The organism is secondary endosymbiont of Ctenarytaina eucalypti (assembly GCF_000287335.1).
In the GTDB taxonomy this organism is placed as follows: Bacteria; Pseudomonadota; Gammaproteobacteria; order Enterobacterales; family Enterobacteriaceae.
On sequence record NC_018419.1, the window covers coordinates 234649 to 253307 of the forward strand.

The 18659-nt window shown below is 46.0% G+C and carries 9 protein-coding genes and 1 pseudogene; 1 reads left to right on the forward strand and 9 read right to left on the reverse strand.

The annotated features are described in order from the left end of the window. Positions 1-4: 4 nt before the first annotated feature. The 4 genes from cysG to cysJ all read right to left on the reverse strand — a co-directional run bounded on the left by cysG (position 5) and on the right by cysJ (position 6723). Positions 5-1420: a siroheme synthase CysG gene (gene cysG, locus A359_RS00620; protein WP_044104440.1), complete on the reverse strand. Its 1416-nt coding sequence runs from the start codon at positions 1418-1420 to the stop codon at positions 5-7. Between the two features lie 1048 nt (positions 1421-2468). Beyond that, entirely contained in the window at positions 2469-3203 is a 735-nt protein-coding gene (locus A359_RS00625; protein WP_014887850.1) for a phosphoadenylyl-sulfate reductase, read from the reverse strand. Between the two features lie 11 nt (positions 3204-3214). Beyond that, the gene (gene cysI / locus A359_RS00630; RefSeq protein ID WP_014887851.1) at positions 3215-4915 is read right to left on the reverse strand and encodes an assimilatory sulfite reductase (NADPH) hemoprotein subunit; all 1701 of its coding nucleotides are present in this window, start codon (positions 4913-4915) and stop codon (positions 3215-3217) included. After that, positions 4915-6723 (reverse strand): NADPH-dependent assimilatory sulfite reductase flavoprotein subunit, encoded by a 1809-nt coding sequence (gene cysJ, locus A359_RS00635; protein WP_014887852.1) that lies wholly within the window; start codon positions 6721-6723, stop codon positions 4915-4917. The genes cysI and cysJ overlap by 1 nt, the downstream gene beginning before the upstream one ends. A gap of 1518 nt (positions 6724-8241) precedes the next feature. Here cysJ and queD point away from each other — a divergent pair. Continuing rightward, positions 8242-8604 carry a 6-carboxytetrahydropterin synthase QueD gene (gene queD / locus A359_RS00640; RefSeq protein ID WP_014887853.1) on the forward strand — a complete coding sequence of 121 codons (363 nt, stop codon included), beginning with the start codon at positions 8242-8244 and terminating at the stop codon, positions 8602-8604. Positions 8605-9482: 878 nt separating this feature from the next. Here the strand turns inward: queD and queE are convergent. From queE to A359_RS00670, 5 genes and pseudogenes are all read right to left on the reverse strand, one after another. After that, a complete protein-coding gene (queE, locus tag A359_RS00645) occupies positions 9483-10154 on the reverse strand; it encodes a 7-carboxy-7-deazaguanine synthase QueE (RefSeq protein ID WP_014887854.1) in 672 nt (223 codons plus the stop codon). Positions 10155-10312: 158 nt separating this feature from the next. Further along, positions 10313-11614 (reverse strand): phosphopyruvate hydratase, encoded by a 1302-nt coding sequence (eno, locus tag A359_RS00650; protein WP_014887855.1) that lies wholly within the window; start codon positions 11612-11614, stop codon positions 10313-10315. A 79-nt stretch (positions 11615-11693) separates the two neighbouring features. Next, entirely contained in the window at positions 11694-13328 is a 1635-nt protein-coding gene (gene pyrG, locus A359_RS00655; protein ID WP_044104441.1) for a glutamine hydrolyzing CTP synthase, read from the reverse strand. Positions 13329-13940: 612 nt separating this feature from the next. Further along, positions 13941-14135 (reverse strand): hypothetical protein, encoded by a 195-nt coding sequence (locus A359_RS00660; protein WP_044104442.1) that lies wholly within the window; start codon positions 14133-14135, stop codon positions 13941-13943. A gap of 715 nt (positions 14136-14850) precedes the next feature. Then, a pseudogene (locus A359_RS00670) lies at positions 14851-16103 on the reverse strand (HD domain-containing protein); the annotation flags it as partial. Positions 16104-18659: the final 2556 nt, after the last annotated feature.

An 18659-nucleotide genomic window follows, 5' to 3' on the forward strand; every position in this document is an offset into this window, starting at 1 on the left:
ATCCTTACGCCAGATTGACAACGGGCGCGCGCTTTTGCGCTGTCAGCTGTTGCTGACCAAACCAATTGATTTCATGATGAAGGGCAACGACTTCGCCTATGACTAGCACTGTCGGGAGCGGGGCCTTTTGCGCCAGTTCCTCTAGTGCAGCTAAGGTCCCCGTTTGAACGTACTGGTCGCTTCGGGTTCCGCGACTTATCACTGCTACGGGGGTTTTTTCTGATCGTCCGTGGCGAATGAGCTGATTGCTGATTTCTGCGGCCTTCACCACTCCCATATAGATTGCAAGCGTTTGACGCCCACGTGCTAGCGCCTGCCAATCCAGGGAATCGGCACCGGCTCGAAGATGCCCGGTGATAAAAGTAATACTTTGAGCGTGTTCTCGGTGGGTCAGCGGAATGCCGGCATAGGCGGTAGCACCCACGGCCGCAGTGATACCGGGCACCACCTGAAAAGGTATGCTCGCCGCCACTATTGCTTGGAGCTCTTCGCCACCGCGACCGAAAATAAAAGGATCGCCCGCTTTGAGCCGCACTACTTTTTTACCCTGCTGCGCAAGCCTTACTAGGAGGCGATTTATTTCCTGCTGCGGCATTGATTGTTGACCGGCACGTTTGCCGACGCAGATCCTATCTGCATCGCGCCGTACTAGCTCAAGCACTTCCTGGCTGACCAAGTAGTCATAAAGTACTACATCGGCCTGCTGCATTAGCTGCAGGCCGCGCAGCGTTAATAGCCCGCTATCTCCGGGTCCAGCACCGACTAACGCCACCTCGCCTACATCCTTCTGATTGGTGTAGAGGGCGTGTTTCAGCGCTGTTTCAGCCTGGTCTAAGCGTCTTTGTGCCACTAGACTAGCAAAGCGGCCATGCAGTGTTTTTTCCCAAAATCGTCGGCGGCCAGCCATGCTGCAGATCCGTTCTTTTACCCTGCCGCGCCAGATCCCAGCTATGGCCGCCATGGGACCGAGAAAGCTCGGGAGTATCGATTCCAGTTTCTCGCGCAGCATGCGCGAGAGCACCGGGGCCGTGCCCCCGGAAGAAATAGCCACTATAATAGGGTTACGATCGACAATCGAAGGAAAGATGAATGAGCAATACGTCTGGTCGTCTACTACGTTGGCTAGTAAATGGCGCCGTTCGGCACACCGTGAGACTTGAGCGTTTAGTATAACGTCATCAGTTGCGGCGATTACCAGGAAGACGTCGTCTAACATAGCTGGTTCAAACGATTCGCCTAACCAGGCAAGGCTGCCGGCATGATGAATTTCTGTCAGCGCTGGACATAGCACTCTGGCCGCAACTCTAATCTGCGCACCAGCGCGCATTAACAGCTGAATTTTTCGTGTGGCAACATCCCCACCGCCAACCACTAGTACTGGACGTCGCTTGAGATCGGCAAATAGCGGTAAATAGTCCACAGCAACCTGTATATTCTTGTTTAGAAATATTATTATATTACGATAAAAATTGATATCATATGAAATTCTTAATTGGAATTTCATTTATCTTTATGGAATAACAGCACTCGTCAGCCTGTCAGAGACAGAGGGGATGTTCTTTTGCTGACTTTACATATAGTATAATTGAAACTTACACGGTTGCATATTGAGAGCGTTCTCGTAAAATAAGACTTTTCATCATCCGTTGCCCCTAATCAGGAGGGGTAACTTTTAGTTAGAACCATTCCCCGTTGCTGCATCCTGTCTACCTACATTCTACCCTCACATGCAATACGAAAAAGCGTCAATTATATAAGCTATTGTCATATCTTCGCCGACTCTATAGGCCCAGCTAAGGATTAAGAATCCTACAAGAAATACATAAAATAGGGGGTAATATTATCTCTCAGGTGTTCAAAATAACCCACGCAGATTATTAAGACCTTAATAATAGCTATTTCGCAACGGACACACGCGTACGCCATACGCTGAATGAGCGTTTTATTAAGAATCGCCGCACAGGACGCGTCCTGGTCATTGCTTCTCTTGACCTTGATATGAAAGCGCGTGGTATGTCGTTCGGAGCCTCAAGTTTGTGTTGGCCGTCTGATGATTTATTAATACTGCGAGTTATAAGTGATTTTAAGCTTTCTTTGTACAATAATTCAGTGTCTGCTAACCGTCGGGGTTACGCATTGCTGCGGCAGGGCAGCGGCGTCTAAGATCTAAAAGGAGCAACAAGAAAACGGGGCCAGTAGTGAATTTAAGGACGCTAGTGATCGAATGTAAGATCTATTTGGATCACTCAACCTTAGTTTCAGCATCACCATTTTTGTCAAAAGCACCTGTTGTCGAGGATATGCTCCCGCTGTTCAGCTGAACACTGAGCCTTGCCGAGGGTTAAGTATGAATTTCTAGGTCCTGCTTTCGATCCCAGCGGGGTATCACTGTAAATTCAAGCCTCGGAAAAACTCACCGCGTCTTCAAGCAACTCTAGCAAAGTAACCCAGTGGTGCGCAGTGTACTTTCATTCTTCATGTAGGCCGCATTCGCGTTTCAGCCCGAAAAAGCGCGTCTCCTCCTCGCTCATCCCCGGCTGCCACTTGCGCGTCGTGTGAGTATCGCCCACTGACAAATAGCCCTGCTCCCATAGCGGATGATAGCGTAGGGCGTGGCGGGTTAGATAGTGATGCACATCTCGGTCATTCCAATCAATCAGGGGCAGCAGCTTGAACAGCCCATGCTGGATTACGAGCACTGGTAACCGGGCACGACTACCAGCCTGTCCACGACGCAACCCTGCAAACCAGGTGCCCGCACGAAGGGTTGCGAGCGCACGGCGCATCGGCTCTACCTTGTTGATGTGGTTATATCGAGTAATACCCTCGAGACCCTGTTCCCAAAGTTTTCCGTAACGCGCCTCCTGCCAGGCAGGGGAGGTGAAGGCACGAAATATTTGCAAATTCAACCCCAGCATCTCGGTTAGCTCATCAATAAAGCGGTAGGTTTCTGGAAACAGATAGCCCGTGTCGATCAGAATCACCGGAATGTCTGGAAGATAGCGAGTCATCAAATGCAAACTCACTGCTGCCTGAATACCAAAGCTCGATGACATTATCGCTTGATCCGGAAGATGCTCCAGCGCCCAAGTGACTCGTTGTTCTGCAGTTTGGCTTTCCAGCTTCTTATTTACAGCCGACAGCACTGACGCTCGTTTGTCTTTGTCTAGCGAATTTAACTCGCTCAGCTCCCAATCTCTCATACCCCCTCCAGTTAATCGTAAAAATCGCGAGCTGAATCTACCACCGCGCTGACTATCCCAGCCCGCACAACATAATCTCCGTAAGATTCCTTCGGCCGGCGCTCACGCGCCCAACGGCCTGCAGTGTCATCGATGATGCTTAATATTTCGTTTTCGGTAATATTTTCACGATACATGCGCGGTATTCGAGTGCCGATACGATCACCACCTAAATATATGTTATAGCGGCCGATAGCTTTACCTACCAGCCCGATTTCCGCTAACATGGCACGTCCGCAGCCGTTTGGACAGCCAGTTACGCGGAGTATGATTGCGTCATCTTCCAGCCCGTGAGCTGACATGATATCTTCTACCCTACTAACGAATGCAGGAAGGAAGCGCTCAGCTTCGGCCATCGCTAGGGGACAGGTAGGAAACGCTACGCAGGCCATAGAGGCTTTTCGCTGCAAAGTGATAGTATCGTTAATTAATCCGTGGCGCCGAGCTAGCGTTTCAATCACCGCTTTATCCGTTCTATGAACGCCAGCAATAATCAAGTTTTGGTTAGAGGTTAGGCGGAAATCTCCTTTATGGATGCCAGCGATTTCCGCCAAGCCAGTTTTAAGTGTGCGATCCGAGTAATCAAGGATACGGCCATTTTCTATAAAGAGCGTCAGGTGCCATTGATTATCGATCCCCTTAGTCCAACCGAATCGATCGCCGCGTTCGGTAAAGGCATAAGAGCGGGTGGGGGTGAATTGAATACCCGAGCGGCTTTCTACTTCCTTCCGAAACGCGCTGACACCTACATGCTCTAGTGTGTATTTGGTCTTAGCGTTCTTACGATTAGCGCGGTTACCCCAGTCACGCTGGGTGGTTACGACCGCTTCGGTGATTTTCAATGTATCTTTTAGAGTGATAAAACCAAATTCGCTAGCCTTGCGTGGATACGTGCTCTTGTCACCGAAAGTCATTGCCAAACCGCCACCGACTAACACGTTGAACCCCACCAGTTGCCCTTTATGGCTGATAGCTACAAAGTTAAGATCGTTGGCGTGAAGATCTACATCGTTCAGTGGGGGAACGACCACTGTAGTTTTAAATTTACGTGGCAGATACGTCGGCCCTAGGATGGGTTCATTTTCGGTGGTTTCGCTTTGTTTACCCTCTAGCCAGATCTCTGCATATGCACGTGTTCTGGGCAAAAGATGTTCGGAGATTTTTTTCGCCCATTCCCAGGCTTGCCGATGTAGAACGGACTCAATGGGATTAGAGGTGCAGAGTACGTTACGGTTGACGTCTCCGGCGGTCGCGATAGAGTCTAGTCCCAGGCGGTGCAGCAGTTGATGCATTCCTTTTAACTGTTGCTTAAGCACTCCGTGAAACTGAAATGTTTGCCGGGTTGTCAGACGGATACTACCGTAGATAGTGTTTTCGGCGGCAAATGCATCAATTCCCAACCACTGCTTTGGGGTGATTACACCGCCCGGTAGGCGACAACGCAGCATGATATTAATCAGGGGCTCCATTTTTGCCTCAGCACGCTCAGCGCGTCGGTCGCGATCGTCTTGTTGGTACATACCATGAAAGCGGATTAGCTGAAAATTATCTCCAGTGAAGCCTCCGGTCAGCCCGTCTTGTAGATCTTGTGTGATGGTACCTCGTAGAAAATTGCTTTCGCTTTTTAACCGTTCGTTGTCGGATAGTGTGACTTTTTTTTGTTGTTCGCTCATCAATATACATCCCGCTGATAACGGCGCTCAATGCGCAGCTCACTTAAGAATTCATCCGCCTGCTCAACATGCATGTTGCCGTGCTTAGCCACCACGGCCAAAAGTGCCTGCTCTACATCACGGGCCATGTGACGAGCATCACCACAGACATAAATATGCGCGTTCTGCTGGATCCAGTGCCACACTTCGGCACCCTTCTCTCGAATTCTATCTTGTACATAAATTTTTTGGGCTTGATCACGCGACCAGGCAAGATCGATGTTACTTAATAGTCCTTCTTTCACATAGCGCTGCCATTCTACCTGATAGAGAAAATCATCAATGAAATGCGGATTACCGAAAAAAAGCCAATTTTTTCCAGGGGCGCCGTCGGCTGCGCGTTGTTGCAAAAATGCCCGGAACGGAGCGACCCCCGTACCTGGTCCTATCATAATAATTGGCGTATCGGGATCGCTCGGAAGACGAAAGTTATCATTGTGCTCAATAAATACACGCAACTCATCTTCCTCCCTTAATCTATCAGCCAGAAAGCTGCTGGCGCCGCCGCTGCGACCACGACCATTAATTTCATACCGCACGACACCAACCGTAATATGCACTTCTTCCCCAACGTCAGCCTGCGACGAAGATATCGAATACAGGCGCGGTGTAAGAGGGCGAAGAAGTTTTAGAAGCTGCTCAGCGCGCAGCGCAATAGACGCGTATCGCACCATATCGACAATTGGAGTGGCTAAGGCAAAATGTTGTAATTTCGCCTGGTCTTGCACAACCGACGAAAGCAAGCCCCCTCCTACTAGGTTAGTATAGCCCTCTACTAGAGCTGGGGTGTTGTGCGTCAGCTCGTAATGTTTTTTCAGAGCTTCGCTAAGGCATAGGGTCTTCCCCGCTATGTCAACTGGTTCGTCGCCCTTCAGCAACAGCAGCTCTAACAATTCATTGATTAACGCGGGATCGTTTTCATACCATACCCCCAGCGCATCACCAGGCTGATAATGCAGCCCTGAATCAGCCAGATCAATTTCTAGATGGCGCACATCTTTCAGAGATTCCCGGCTGGTGATTTTTTGATTCAGCAATAAATGCGCGCTAAGAGGCGCGTTTTTGGTGTAAGAGCTAACATCAATATTATTGCTATTAGAACCGACAGACACTTTTTGTTGAACTGGCCTAGAGAGCTCTACCCACGCCTTTAGCCGTTCTACGATTGCAGTACGCCAGGCCTCAGCCTGCAACTGGTAGTTTACATCAGCGTCTACCCTATCGTGTAGACGCTGTGCCCCTAACTCAGCGAGCCTGCTGTCGAAATCTTTGCCGGTTTTAGCAAAGTGTTGATAGGAGCGGTCGCCGAGGCCGAACACCGCAAAGTGCGTATCTGTCATCGCCGGTGCTTTTTTAGAAAATAGATATTTATAGAGCGCGATCGCTTCTTCCGGAGGATCCCCATCTCCTTGCGTAGAAGTTACTACTAGTAGTACTTTTTCCTGTGACATGTGCTTGAACTTATAGTCGCCTGCCTTAATCAGGACCACAGCAAGCTGTGCGGCGATCAAATCATCACGGAGTTCCTCAGCAAGCTGCCGCGCGTTACCGGTTTGTGAGGCACTAAGCAACGTAATGGGCCTCACGGCAGAGATGATCTCTGGAGGTAGCACTCCGGCACGGGGGGGATGACTATCGGCTACCTGCCCCCAAAAATAACCAGAAATCCAGGCTAACTGTAGGGGCGAAAGATCACCGGCCGCTTTCTGAAACTGATCAAGCTGCTTCGCGCTTAGCGGCAGTGCTGTAGAGGGGACCTGTTTCGTCATGGAGATAAGAATTTCCTTGTGCAGGCATATGAGGCCGGGCAATTAAAGATTAGCGGGAGTTTTAAGGTTAACTAGTTGACGGTCGACAATAAAGGATGTGATGTGAATAATAAATAACTAAACATCATAAGGCATAAATAAGAGACCCGGTGCTTAATAAGACTTTTTGAAAAGCAGGCCTGCAGCAAAACCTATTGTGATGCGATGCAAATGGTTTTCTGTATGTTCTTTTCACAGCATGATCCGGGTAAGTGCTTTTACCAGGCTTATTGCATCGCCTTCCTACACACAACAGTTACACAGAATAATTCTATTAAACAGATCGGAATATAGGCAACTATTGGTTCAGCAAAATGTATTTATTTCATATCGATAGTCTCTAGGGACAAGAGAGAGTTTGCAATTATTCACTAATCTAGTTCCTAGCAAGCCGTTAGGCCACGCCAGAATCTAGTCAAATAGAGTATATATGACTTAACTATTGTTGCGCGGATAGAACATATCTTGCCTGAATAACATGGACGACTGCTGTGCTATTCAAATAAACCTATCATTAAGATAGTACTCGTGCATGGGATATTTGGCTCTTTCACCCCAGACTTTACCGGGCGACATTGACTCGATTTTAACTTTATAAAGCTGCTACTTTAGATTAATAGACTCTGCTTTACTCAGTCATACAGAGTAAAGACGGGTACAGAATACCATGAAAAACGTGAACACGGGGCAAAAATAACTAATTGCGTTATGGGTCCTAGACTAAACCTGAAGCTTGTAGTAAAGAACCATAACAAGCTCGGAAATAAAGGTGTTAAAAAAATGTAAAGAAAGGCTTTCGCGCTATCTGGCAAGGACCAAAAAGATACATCAAATGCATTATTTTTTCTGATGTATAGTAATACTAGCATCACTTATTAACCGGCTCTACCAAATTAGATAAAGCACACGAACTAGACTACAAACGGGCTTCGGCCGACAACATTAATGATAGCCGCCCCTGCTGCAGCGGAAGCACCGTCTTAACTCATTAATAGGCTCAGAGTAAAGAGATAATTGAGCACAAGGATCAGGTTATTATTAATGAAACTTAAAGGACTAGATTAGTCTATCACTCATACTCACGGGTCGCGGCAGGCTTATGCAGGTCATTAGAGCCTTTCTAACCATACCAAAAGAATGGGGAGACCATGCAGAAAAATAATAGCGCTCACCGGACTCTAATGCATAATATGCTGAGAGACACTCCCCTCATTGCTGCGCAATTATCCTTATAAGACCCTATTCATCAGATAACTTAATTGCTTAATAAAGATTAAATAATACTTACAATTACCGAGATGATCTGATAAAATATAGAAGTAACATTTACTTAACCTTAGACATCCGCCACCTAGTAGTGGGTAATCGGGCAACCAAGGGAAAAGTATATTACCTCGAGAAATTCCGAGGAGGAGATACATAAAATTATCATGCACTCATAGTGTCTCTGCCGTGAATGTAGTACAATGAGAAAAGATAGTGATAGCCACGTTATATAAAGATTTCATTTTTGAATCTGCCCACCGGTTGCCTCATGCCCCCCCAGGACATAAGTGTAGCCAGCTGCACGGACATTCCTTTTTAATACGCCTTGAGGTGACTGGCGAGGTAGACCCCAATACCGGCTGGATTATGGATTTTGCCGACTTGAAAGCTGCCTTCAACCCAGTCCTCAATCAACTCGACCATCATTATCTTAATGATATCCCTGGCCTAAAAAATCCTACCAGCGAAGTATTGGCGCAATGGGTTTGGGGGCAGCTTAAACCAAATCTACCAATATTAAGCGCCGTGACGATTAAAGAAACTTGTACTGCAGGCTGTATTTACCGTGGCCAGTAAAAAGACTCGTGTCGCAAGCTCATTTTTATAGTGATCTTCAAGTGTCTTTGCTGACTGTGCTGTGTAAAGCATGGCGTAGCTATCTAAGCACGAGCTTTATAAGATTAAGAATCAACTCATGACAGGTTTTTCGTGACATGGTCTATCTCTGATTCACCACCAGCATGGTAATGATAGTTTGGTCTGACTACTAGCTTAGTAGTGAACCTGGCGTTCAAAAGCAACCTCCCCCTATTAGTACAGGAAGAGATATCTGCTGCATTTATACGGTTAGAAAATTGCGCTGCTTGAGGGCTGCACTTACGTTAATCATGACCTATATACATTGCGCTTTATAAAGCATATATTCAAATCACTTACATAAGTATTCTAAGAATAGACTTTTGATTACCCAAAGTGACTACTTGACGTCACAACAAAAGCGTATGATCGCGTATTCAGTCAATAACTCCTGTTTTCTCAGGCCGTCTCACGCAACCATTGTCTGGTTGAAATATTAATCATTGCGCTGCTTCGGCAGCATGCACGCTACTGTCTTCAAGCAAGACATTGATCCTATGTCCGAATGTATGTGAGATGTTTCTGTATCTAGAATGATTTTTTACTATACCAAGAGTCATGTGGTGAGTGCGCTCATTGAGCGCCTGGATAATTTTATTAAGATTACATCCCTTGAGCTGTCATTTGATATCTAATATAGTGTCGTTTTCTGGATCAAGAAAAGTACCATTGGTATCATTTTTTAGTGTTGTTGAGTCTAGAGAAGCTCGCTGATTAACTTCGAGTTAAAGGGGATTGTAGTATATTAGGTGAGTGTTTACTTATTCTATGATCAGTGTACAGTTTTTATATTAAAGTCATTGTAGCATCTTAATCTACTATTTGATGTTAAGATACTTGTGTGTTTGTATAGATAATCGCCAATTGCGTGAAATACAGGTCTCGATACACAATCGGTTAGCCGCCTCTTTTTGACTAATAGGCTGTAGTGAAATCACTGGCTGTTTTGCATCGTTTAGGGTCTTTAAAAGCTCATCTAGCTCTTCAATATCACGCTGACGCGCTACAAGATGCTTAATTTCATCGCTGCGGTTTATCGCTTGAAGCAGCACTGGCAGGCCTTTGCGCATATCTATTTTTGGCGATACCGTTACCCAGGTTTTTGGCGTACAGTGAATGTATTGGGTACCGCTAGTTTCAATCTGGCAGCTGAAACCCTGCTGTTCTAGGGCGTAAGTCAGGGGCATCAGATCATGCAAGCAGGGCTCACCACCAGTTATTACAACGTGCTGAGCTGTCCAACCTTGCTGAAAGATTATCGTGATCATTTCTTCAGCTGTTAGGTTAGCCCAGGTGCTGTTGTCTTTTTTTTTCAGGGGCGCTTCCCTCAGTGTGACTTGATCAGTCACATCCTGCTGCCAGGTATGTTTTGTGTCGCACCAACTACACTGCACAGGACACCCTTGCAATCGAATAAAAATTGCTGGCACTCCAGTAAAGTATCCCTCCCCCTGAAGGGTCTGAAAAATTTCATTAAGAGGGTATTGCATAGATTTCCCTTGAAAAATGATGATGAGAAGATTTCTGTTGTTGGCAAATCTCTAATAGAAACAATGACACTTTCCTTTCTGTTAGTAACAAAAGCACCTCGAAACAAGAAACAAGACTTTCACCCCTACAGCGTTATGGCCGCGGGGTGATACTGTAATTACATTTGTCCTTGCACTTCACGCAAACCATTGAATGGTGCACGCTCACCCAGGGCTGCTTCGATACGCATTAACTGGTTATATTTCGCTACTCGGTCAGAACGGCTCATCGAACCAGTTTTAATCTGTCCAGCGGATGTCCCGACCGCGAGGTCGGCGATGCTCACATCTTCGGTTTCGCCGGAACGGTGGGATATGATGGAGGTATAAGCAGCATCCTTGGCCATTTTGATCGCCGCCAGTGTTTCGGTGAGCGAGCCAATCTGGTTGAGTTTGATTAGGATAGAGTTAGTAATTCCTTGCTCGATGCCTCTTTTTAGAATCTTAGTATTTGTAACAAATAGATCGTCTCCTACCAGTTGTATATTTTTCCCCAACACTTTAGTCTGATAAGAAAAACCGGCCCAGTCAGATTCGTTCAGGCCATCTTCAATTGAAATGATTGGATACTTTTTAGTGAGATCTTCTAGATAATGGGTAAACTCCTCCGCAGTAAAAATCTTTCCTTCTCTCTGTAGCTTATAAGTGCCCGTAGATTCTTCAAAGAATGTAGACGCTGCACAGTCCAGCGCCAGGGTGATGTCCTTGCCCAGAACATACCCCGCTTTCTCAACTGCTTCCTTGATTACTTCCAGCGCCGCAGCGTTGGATTCTAGGTTCGGCGCATAGCCTCCCTCGTCACCAACAGCAGTGTTCATTCCCTTTTTTTTCAGAACTCTGGCCAGATGATGAAAGACTTCAGAACCCATACGCACTGCTTCTTTAAAGGTTTTTGCGCCGACTGGTTGGATCATAAATTCTTGGATGTCGACGTTATTATCTGCGTGTGCACCTCCGTTGATTATGTTCATCATTGGCAGGGGCATGGAGAATTGCCCTGGAGTGCCGTTCAGCTCAGCAATATGCTCATATAAAGGCATGCCTTTGGATGCCGCCGCTGCCTTTGCAGCTGCGAGTGAGACTGCTAGAATGGCGTTAGCGCCAAGCTTAGATTTATTTTCAGTGCCGTCCAAGTCGATCATAGTTGCATCTAGAGCGGACTGATCTGTTGCCTCTTTACAGGTTAGAGCCTGAGCGATAGTACCGTTGACTGCGTCTACCGCTTTGGTTACACCCTTGCCAAGAAAGCGGAATGTGTCACCATCACGCAGCTCCAGCGCCTCGCGAGAGCCGGTGGACGCGCCAGACGGTGACGCAGCCAGACCAACGAAACCGCCCGCCAGATGTACCTCTGCTTCTACGGTCGGGTGTCCGCGAGAATCAATAATTTCACGGCCAATGACTTTTACAATTTTGGACATTCGCATTTCCTCGATAAAATTTACAGCATCATTCCGTTAGGAATGGTGCAGCGCCGATTCTACTCGAGCCCCTCTGTTGTTATTTCTGGCTTTTTTGATAGTCGCCTGCAGCTTTAACGAAGCCCGAAAATAACGGATGACAATCACGGGGAGTCGAGGTGAACTCTGGGTGAAACTGGCTAGCAATAAACCACGGATGATCCGGATATTCGATCATTTCTACTAGCTTATAGTCTTCCGACCAACCAGCGACGCGTAGCCCAGCGGCCTCAATGTATTTCAATAACACGTTATTCACTTCATAGCGATGTCGGTGTCGTTCTATTATAGTTGTTGCGCCGTACAATTCCTGCGCTCGGCTACCGGCTACTAGATAGCAGGCTTGGTTACCCAAACGCATTGTACCCCCCATCGCGTCTTTCGCGACGGGCTTTCCCAAATTTTTAACCTGATCGCGCCATTCAGCGATCATTGCCACCACAGGATATTTACAGTCTGGAACAAATTCGGTGGAGTTGGCATCCTGCATCCCCGCTACATAACGCGCGAATTCGATTAATGCTACCTGCATGCCCAAACAGATTCCTAAGTACGGGATTTTTTTCTCTCGAGCGTATTTTACGGTTTGGATTGTACCTTCGACTCCACGATAGCCGAAGCCACCGGGGATAAGAATAGCCTCTAAATCTTTCAACATTTCGATGCCGCGGGTTTCGACATCTTGAGAATCGATTAAACGGATATTAACTTTCAGGCGATTTTTCAGTCCTGCGTGTTTCAGGGCCTCTATCACTGACTTATAGGCATCCGGTGACTTGATATATTTACCGACCATACCGATGCGTACTTCACCGATCGGATTAGCCTGCTGGTAAATAACTTTCTCCCACTCTGACAGATCTGCCTCTGGGGAGTTCAAGCCAAACCGTTGATAAATATAATCGTCTAGTCCTTGCGATTTTAATAGCGATGGAATTTTATAAATTGAATCAACGTCTTGAAGAGAAATCACTGCTTTTTTTGGCACGTTACAGAACAAAGCGATTTTGCCCCTCTCATTATTAGGCACTAACCGATCGGAACGGCATATTAAAATATCAGGCTGTATACCGATAGAGAGCAACTCTTTCACCGAACGCTGGGTCGGCTTGGTTTTCATTTCTCCTGCTGCCGCTATATAAGGCACTAGGGTTAAATGTATGTAGAGGGTCTGTGCGCGTCCGACTTCCACCGCCATTTGGCGAATGGCTTCCAGAAACGGTAACGATTCGATATCCCCCACTGTACCGCCGATTTCTACAAGAACCACATCATAGCCTGCGCTACATTCCATAATACGCTCTTTAATGGCGTTCGTGATGTGTGGTATCACTTGAATTGTGGCGCCCAGATAATCGCCGCGACGCTCTTTTCGCAGCACCTCGGAATAGATAAGGCCAGTGGTGAAATTATTACGGCGTGACATTTTAGTTCGGATAAAACGCTCATAGTGCCCTAAATCCAGATCTGTTTCGGCACCGTCTTCTGTCACAAAAACCTCGCCATGCTGTATAGGGCTTATGGTGCCTGGATCCACATTGATATAGGGATCAAGCTTCATGATGGTAACATTAAGGGTCCGGGCTTCAAGAATCGCTGCTAGGGAGGCTGCAGCGATGCCTTTACCTAAAGAAGAGACGACCCCGCCGGTTATAAAAATATAGTTTGTTGTCATGCTAGACCTGAGAAATAGGTGTAAAGACTGAATAACCAAGACGGGTGAGTAGTATACTCGAAATCCACATGTCAGCAAAAATATTAGTTTTCTTACAGTCCGCATATCGCTACCCTCTAGGTAAGCGCTGGGCAAGGTATTCAGTAATAAGTTAATAAAAAAAACCACTACAGCCTTGCACCTAGTGACTCAACCACTATAATGCATGGATTGCTACAGAACCCCTATTTTTATGGCACCATCACTGTCCGGATCACAGCTACGCATATTCATGCATTTTTTCACTTTTCCTTACCTTCTACCAGGAGTCTTTTAGTATCTCTAGGCTCTCTCATCTAAGTGAAGCAAGTCTTTGGCCGCTGCGAATTGCTTCCACCTGCTTTAAGCGGTGCGACTAATTTAGATTCATCTATTGCAGAGCCTTGACGCCGCCTGATCAAAAGGCCCGGGTAACATACTTGGGCGAATAGTCAAGCGTGCACTTTCCATGCACGCTTGACTAAATGCATCTCCGACTATGCATGTACTAATACGTACATAGATCGATCTCCTTAGCTACTTTTAGTAGAACCTAGTTGTTGATGCAATAGCGGTCTAGAGCGATATACAGAGCTACTCAATTTTTGAGGTTTTCATCATAACTAGTTGTGTGAGGGGGATATCAGACAGAGGTGATCGGTGGGTGTTGCGCGCCGATCCGGCGCCTGTAGATGCTTCAAACTTCACACTAAGATTAACCAGCGCAAGGCTGAATAGCTGTATTGCATTAATGAATTTTACGCTATCGGTTGAGTGAATCGATTGCATTTTTCGCCAAAGCGTTATGAGGCGAGACGTCATGAAAAGATGACACGACAGAGATAAGCAGCCCGTGCTAGGAACACCTCATAAGTGAAGAATATGATTCCTTATTATGCAACAATGACATGCTGAGAGCCTATACACGACAGATCTCGCTCTTCATTCATGAAAATAGTGCCTCACTATGTTGTCATCTTGCTGGTGCCGGCAATCCCCTGTGATCTTAGTATGCCCGTCAGTTTAAATGCCAGTCAAATCACGTAGAAGGCTCCGCGACAGCTTTTTTCTTGATCACCAGGAAATTCGGCTTACGCTATGGGTCAGCGATGATTTGGTTAATACGTACGACAGCGTCATCTATAAATGCCAGAAGTGCATTGATCGTATTGATATTTTTAGTTTGCTCACAAAAAATTTTTTTATTTCGCAGACGCTAATGCTCAGACGCTTTAAGACCTTTTCAAAAGTTGGAAGCCTGGAGGTAATGTTTATTCCGTACCTGATTGAAAAATCTATGATGTTTTTTAAAGTGACTTCGTCTGGAGTTGATATGAACTAACCTGTGCTTAAGCTAGTCGCGCCTCGGGTGGAAAGTGTTTCAACCTGATCGACTATGCGAAAGCCGATGCTCTCAGAGAACGAGACGGCTATTAATTTTAGTGCTGACGCGGGGTAATCCATATCGCGACGGGTCTTTTCAAACTATGCCTTTAGACAGCCACTCTACAATGTTAACTATCGTTGTAAATATATAGACCCGGTTTTAAAACCCTGCCCTACGAACCGATGAAAGTATTTTCTGGAGTCTTTTATTGCTGCCTGCTAGGTCAGTATCTGACGCAACCAGGAGATATGCTCCTCATGACTGGATCGGCCGCCGGTCAGGGCAGTGCGGCCCTCTTTATACTTCCAATGTGCAGCTATCCCCCGTTCGGCATCCGCATGCATCTGGTGCGCGCGAATCTGGATTTCTAGCGGTTTTTCGCGTGAGGCAAATATTACTGTATGAATCGATTGATAGCCATTGGGTTTGGGGTTGGCCACATAGTCATCGAACTCGTCCGGCAAGTGATCATAAAGTGCATGTATAATTCTGAGGGCGACATAGCAGTCCTGTAGGCGCTCTACCACCACCCTCACCGCGCGCACGTCGAACAGCTCGCTGAATGCCAGCGTCTTGTTCTGCATTTTCCTCCAGATGCTATAGATATGTTTCGGGCGGCCATAGATATCTGCTTTCAGACCTTCTTCCTGCATGGATTGACGTAAAGCATCAACGAACTCTTCAATATACTGTTCACGGTCGATACGCCGCTCGTGTAACAATTCGGCTATACTCTTGTATTCATAGGGATGCAGATAGCGAAAGCAGAAATCTTCTAGCTCCCACTTCAACTGGCCGATACCGAGCCGGTTGGCAAGAGGCGCATAAATACTGGCGCCTTCTTTTGCTGCTAGCACTTGTTCATCTTTCGGAGCATTTCTCAACTCGCGTAAGTGGGCGATACGTTCCGCAAGCTTGATCACTACGCAGCGGAAATCCTCAACGATCGCTAGCAGCATGCGGTGCATCTCACTCCCCTGCTCCGGCGCAATGAGATCATTATGGTTCGCCTTCAACTTCCGAATAGCTTCTATATTACGCACTCCGTGTACCAAGTTGGTAATGCTTTTCCCGAATGTTCCCCTCAATATTGCCTCTTCTACCACCCCAGCATCCGCCATCGGGAATAATAGTGCCGCACATAGGCTGTCGTTGTCCATACTGAGCATAGATAGAATTTCTACCATTTCAATGCTGCGCCATAATAGAAGGGGGGCATTTACATGGCCCAGGCACCGCTGCTCACAGTAGCGCCAAGTAGCGGCTAGCTGTTCACTGAAGTGTGGGTTGGCTAATCCCAGCCCGGCTACCCACTCGTCCACGGCAAAGTCACCAGACGGATTTAAATGTGCACTTCTTACCGCAACCATACCCACTCCCTATCTTGCAGAGATCCCGGAACGCTTGATCAATAAGGCCAGTTACTCAAGATGGCCTCTATACCCAAACACGTCCAGTATCGTTAGGCGTGTTTGGGTATAGCCTCTCGCCGATAATATCGGGCTATTTCTTTCGTCTTTGTTGAAGAAAATAGAGCTTCTAATTTTTTGGCCGACAGCAGGACTATTGTAACGTCATGCAGCAGTGTGCGGTATTCCTAATAGTCATATCTAGTTAAGCTCTTTAACCATTACTATCGCCTTGCCGACTGGCAGAATTATGGTCACTCAAACTTAGATGACCACACGCAGCTCTTTTAAACTAAAAGAAACCTGTTTTAGGCACTATGGGTTAGTGACGTACTGCTTGCTTGTTTAGGTATCCCAAGACCACTTAGACGCTAATAATTAATCGCATAGTTATTTTCATAGCATAAACAGGCGCATTATTAACTATCCCTACACCACGCTGGGATCGGCAGCTGTATTGTTTTCCTAAACAGAGCGTTATTTCAGTAACGTATATCGGCAGTGCTATTAAGCGATGCTTCCTTGATATACAGGCGTGTTTTCTTTATTAAAGACGAAAGAGCCGGTGTATTAGTGGTGCTGCTGTGCGATAAATCAGAAAATATAATCTTATATATTGCGTTATTTACTGATAGATGGAGCATATCCTTACCATGTCTACGTTTTTCGATAACATGCAGCTAAACTTTCGAAAAAAAGAAACGCCCAGTTAATCATCAGAACCTTGGCGATTCACCTTATCTGAATAGAACAGTATCAGGTCGTCATCTAAGTGCAGGTCTCTCCGTTATGCAGAAAGTAGCTTATGACTTTATGCATTATTTCAGAGAACGACACTACTGCAGGCCTTGTTATACCCTGGTTTCATCTGTGATTTTCAAGTATTGCTATGTCATAGAAACTATGTATTGAAAGAAATGTAGTAAGCGAGAATAATAGTTACCTAAAATATCGATTTGTCCAATCGATGCTAATGATAGCATGGCATTATTGAAGACTGTATAATATATATTATCGGTTTATTGTATACATTGATCTCTGTAACTTGACATCATAACGTTCGGCCTCATGAAAAGTAATTCACTCGTATTTACCAGCATTTTACTGCTATACTTTATAGTATAAAAGCAGAGTTTTTTATTATTCAACAAATCTATATTCCATATGTCGCTTTATAGGTCAAATCATATTCTGGCCTGATGTGGTAGTACAACCTCGTAGCTCTAACGTCGAGGGGCCCATCGACGTCCTCTCTTGCAGATGGTACCGTGCCGTCAGCCAATGAATGTTATTAGCTGATCCTAGTTCGGCGTTCCTTCAGATAAGCTGCAGCCTGCATTGAATGCATATATCAAAACGGGGCTCGATAGGCCGATCAAGTATTGAACTCAACATCTGTTGGGGATAACAATCGACTACATCATTCGCTGATACCTACTAATAAATTATACTACATCAGTAGGCTGTCGAGTGCTAAATAAAATAGATTGAGCGCGGAACCTATGTTACCTTTAACCATGGGTTATGGATCCGACGTTTTCCCTTAAAAGGCTACGTGATTTTTGAGACAAAAAAGAGGACAACTAGCCGATTAATCTCCACTTTAGTAAGCTAACGCAGCAACCTAATCGGCGGCTGTAAGCCACCACACTTGCCATCATAGTAGTGGAAAAGAAAAGACCCTATTAGGTACGTCTATTCACGCGGTAGCGTGATTCGGAATAGCTGCGTTTAAAGCTTGATCGTCAATCAGCAGAATTTGTCCGGATTTCTCACCAGCAAGCCCAGGAATAAAGAGGACTGCTTCTCGGTAAAGTGATAGCCTTTAGCTGAACGTACTCAGCTGATCAAAGAGCACCGAGACCCTAAATCGGGTTGTTGCTCTGCCGTTTACAGAGCAGGATTGTAGCCTAGAGTACCAAAAAATCCTTTGCAAAATTAGAATGACGCTCTTCTACTATATTAAACTGAGCTGACCAAATATAGTTAACGTATGCTGATGATGTTAATGGTCTTCCTGGCACCGAGGATTTTTATTGCCTTAATACTTAGACTTAGGACATTTGTATTTCCCATCGCCATAATAAGTTTCAGAATCAATAAGCAGATGTCGCTACTAACATTAGCAAGCAGCTGGTTTTTTCTAGCGTATGAAGCATCAGCATCAGGTTTTAAAATAAAAATACGCTGCACCCATTCGGTGAATGGGACAATGTTGTTGCGCTAATGAAGAGCTGCTTCTTATGTGCAGCGCCTTGTGATGGAACGTGCGATCTGCTAGACGCGAAGTAGGTTTAAGATGCAGCCGGCGGCTCGATTAAATTACTTGCATATACCCTTCACCACATTAGATATCGACGTAATAGATTGGCAGTAATAAAGGCTTTCGTTTGATCCTACTGTTGCTTTTTTAGCACCACGGTCGGTTTTTTTGACTACCAACTTATGCGCGATCGCATTGATCATATTCGCAATATAATTAGTACTCTCGATCACATCCAGTCCGTGCTAGTGAGA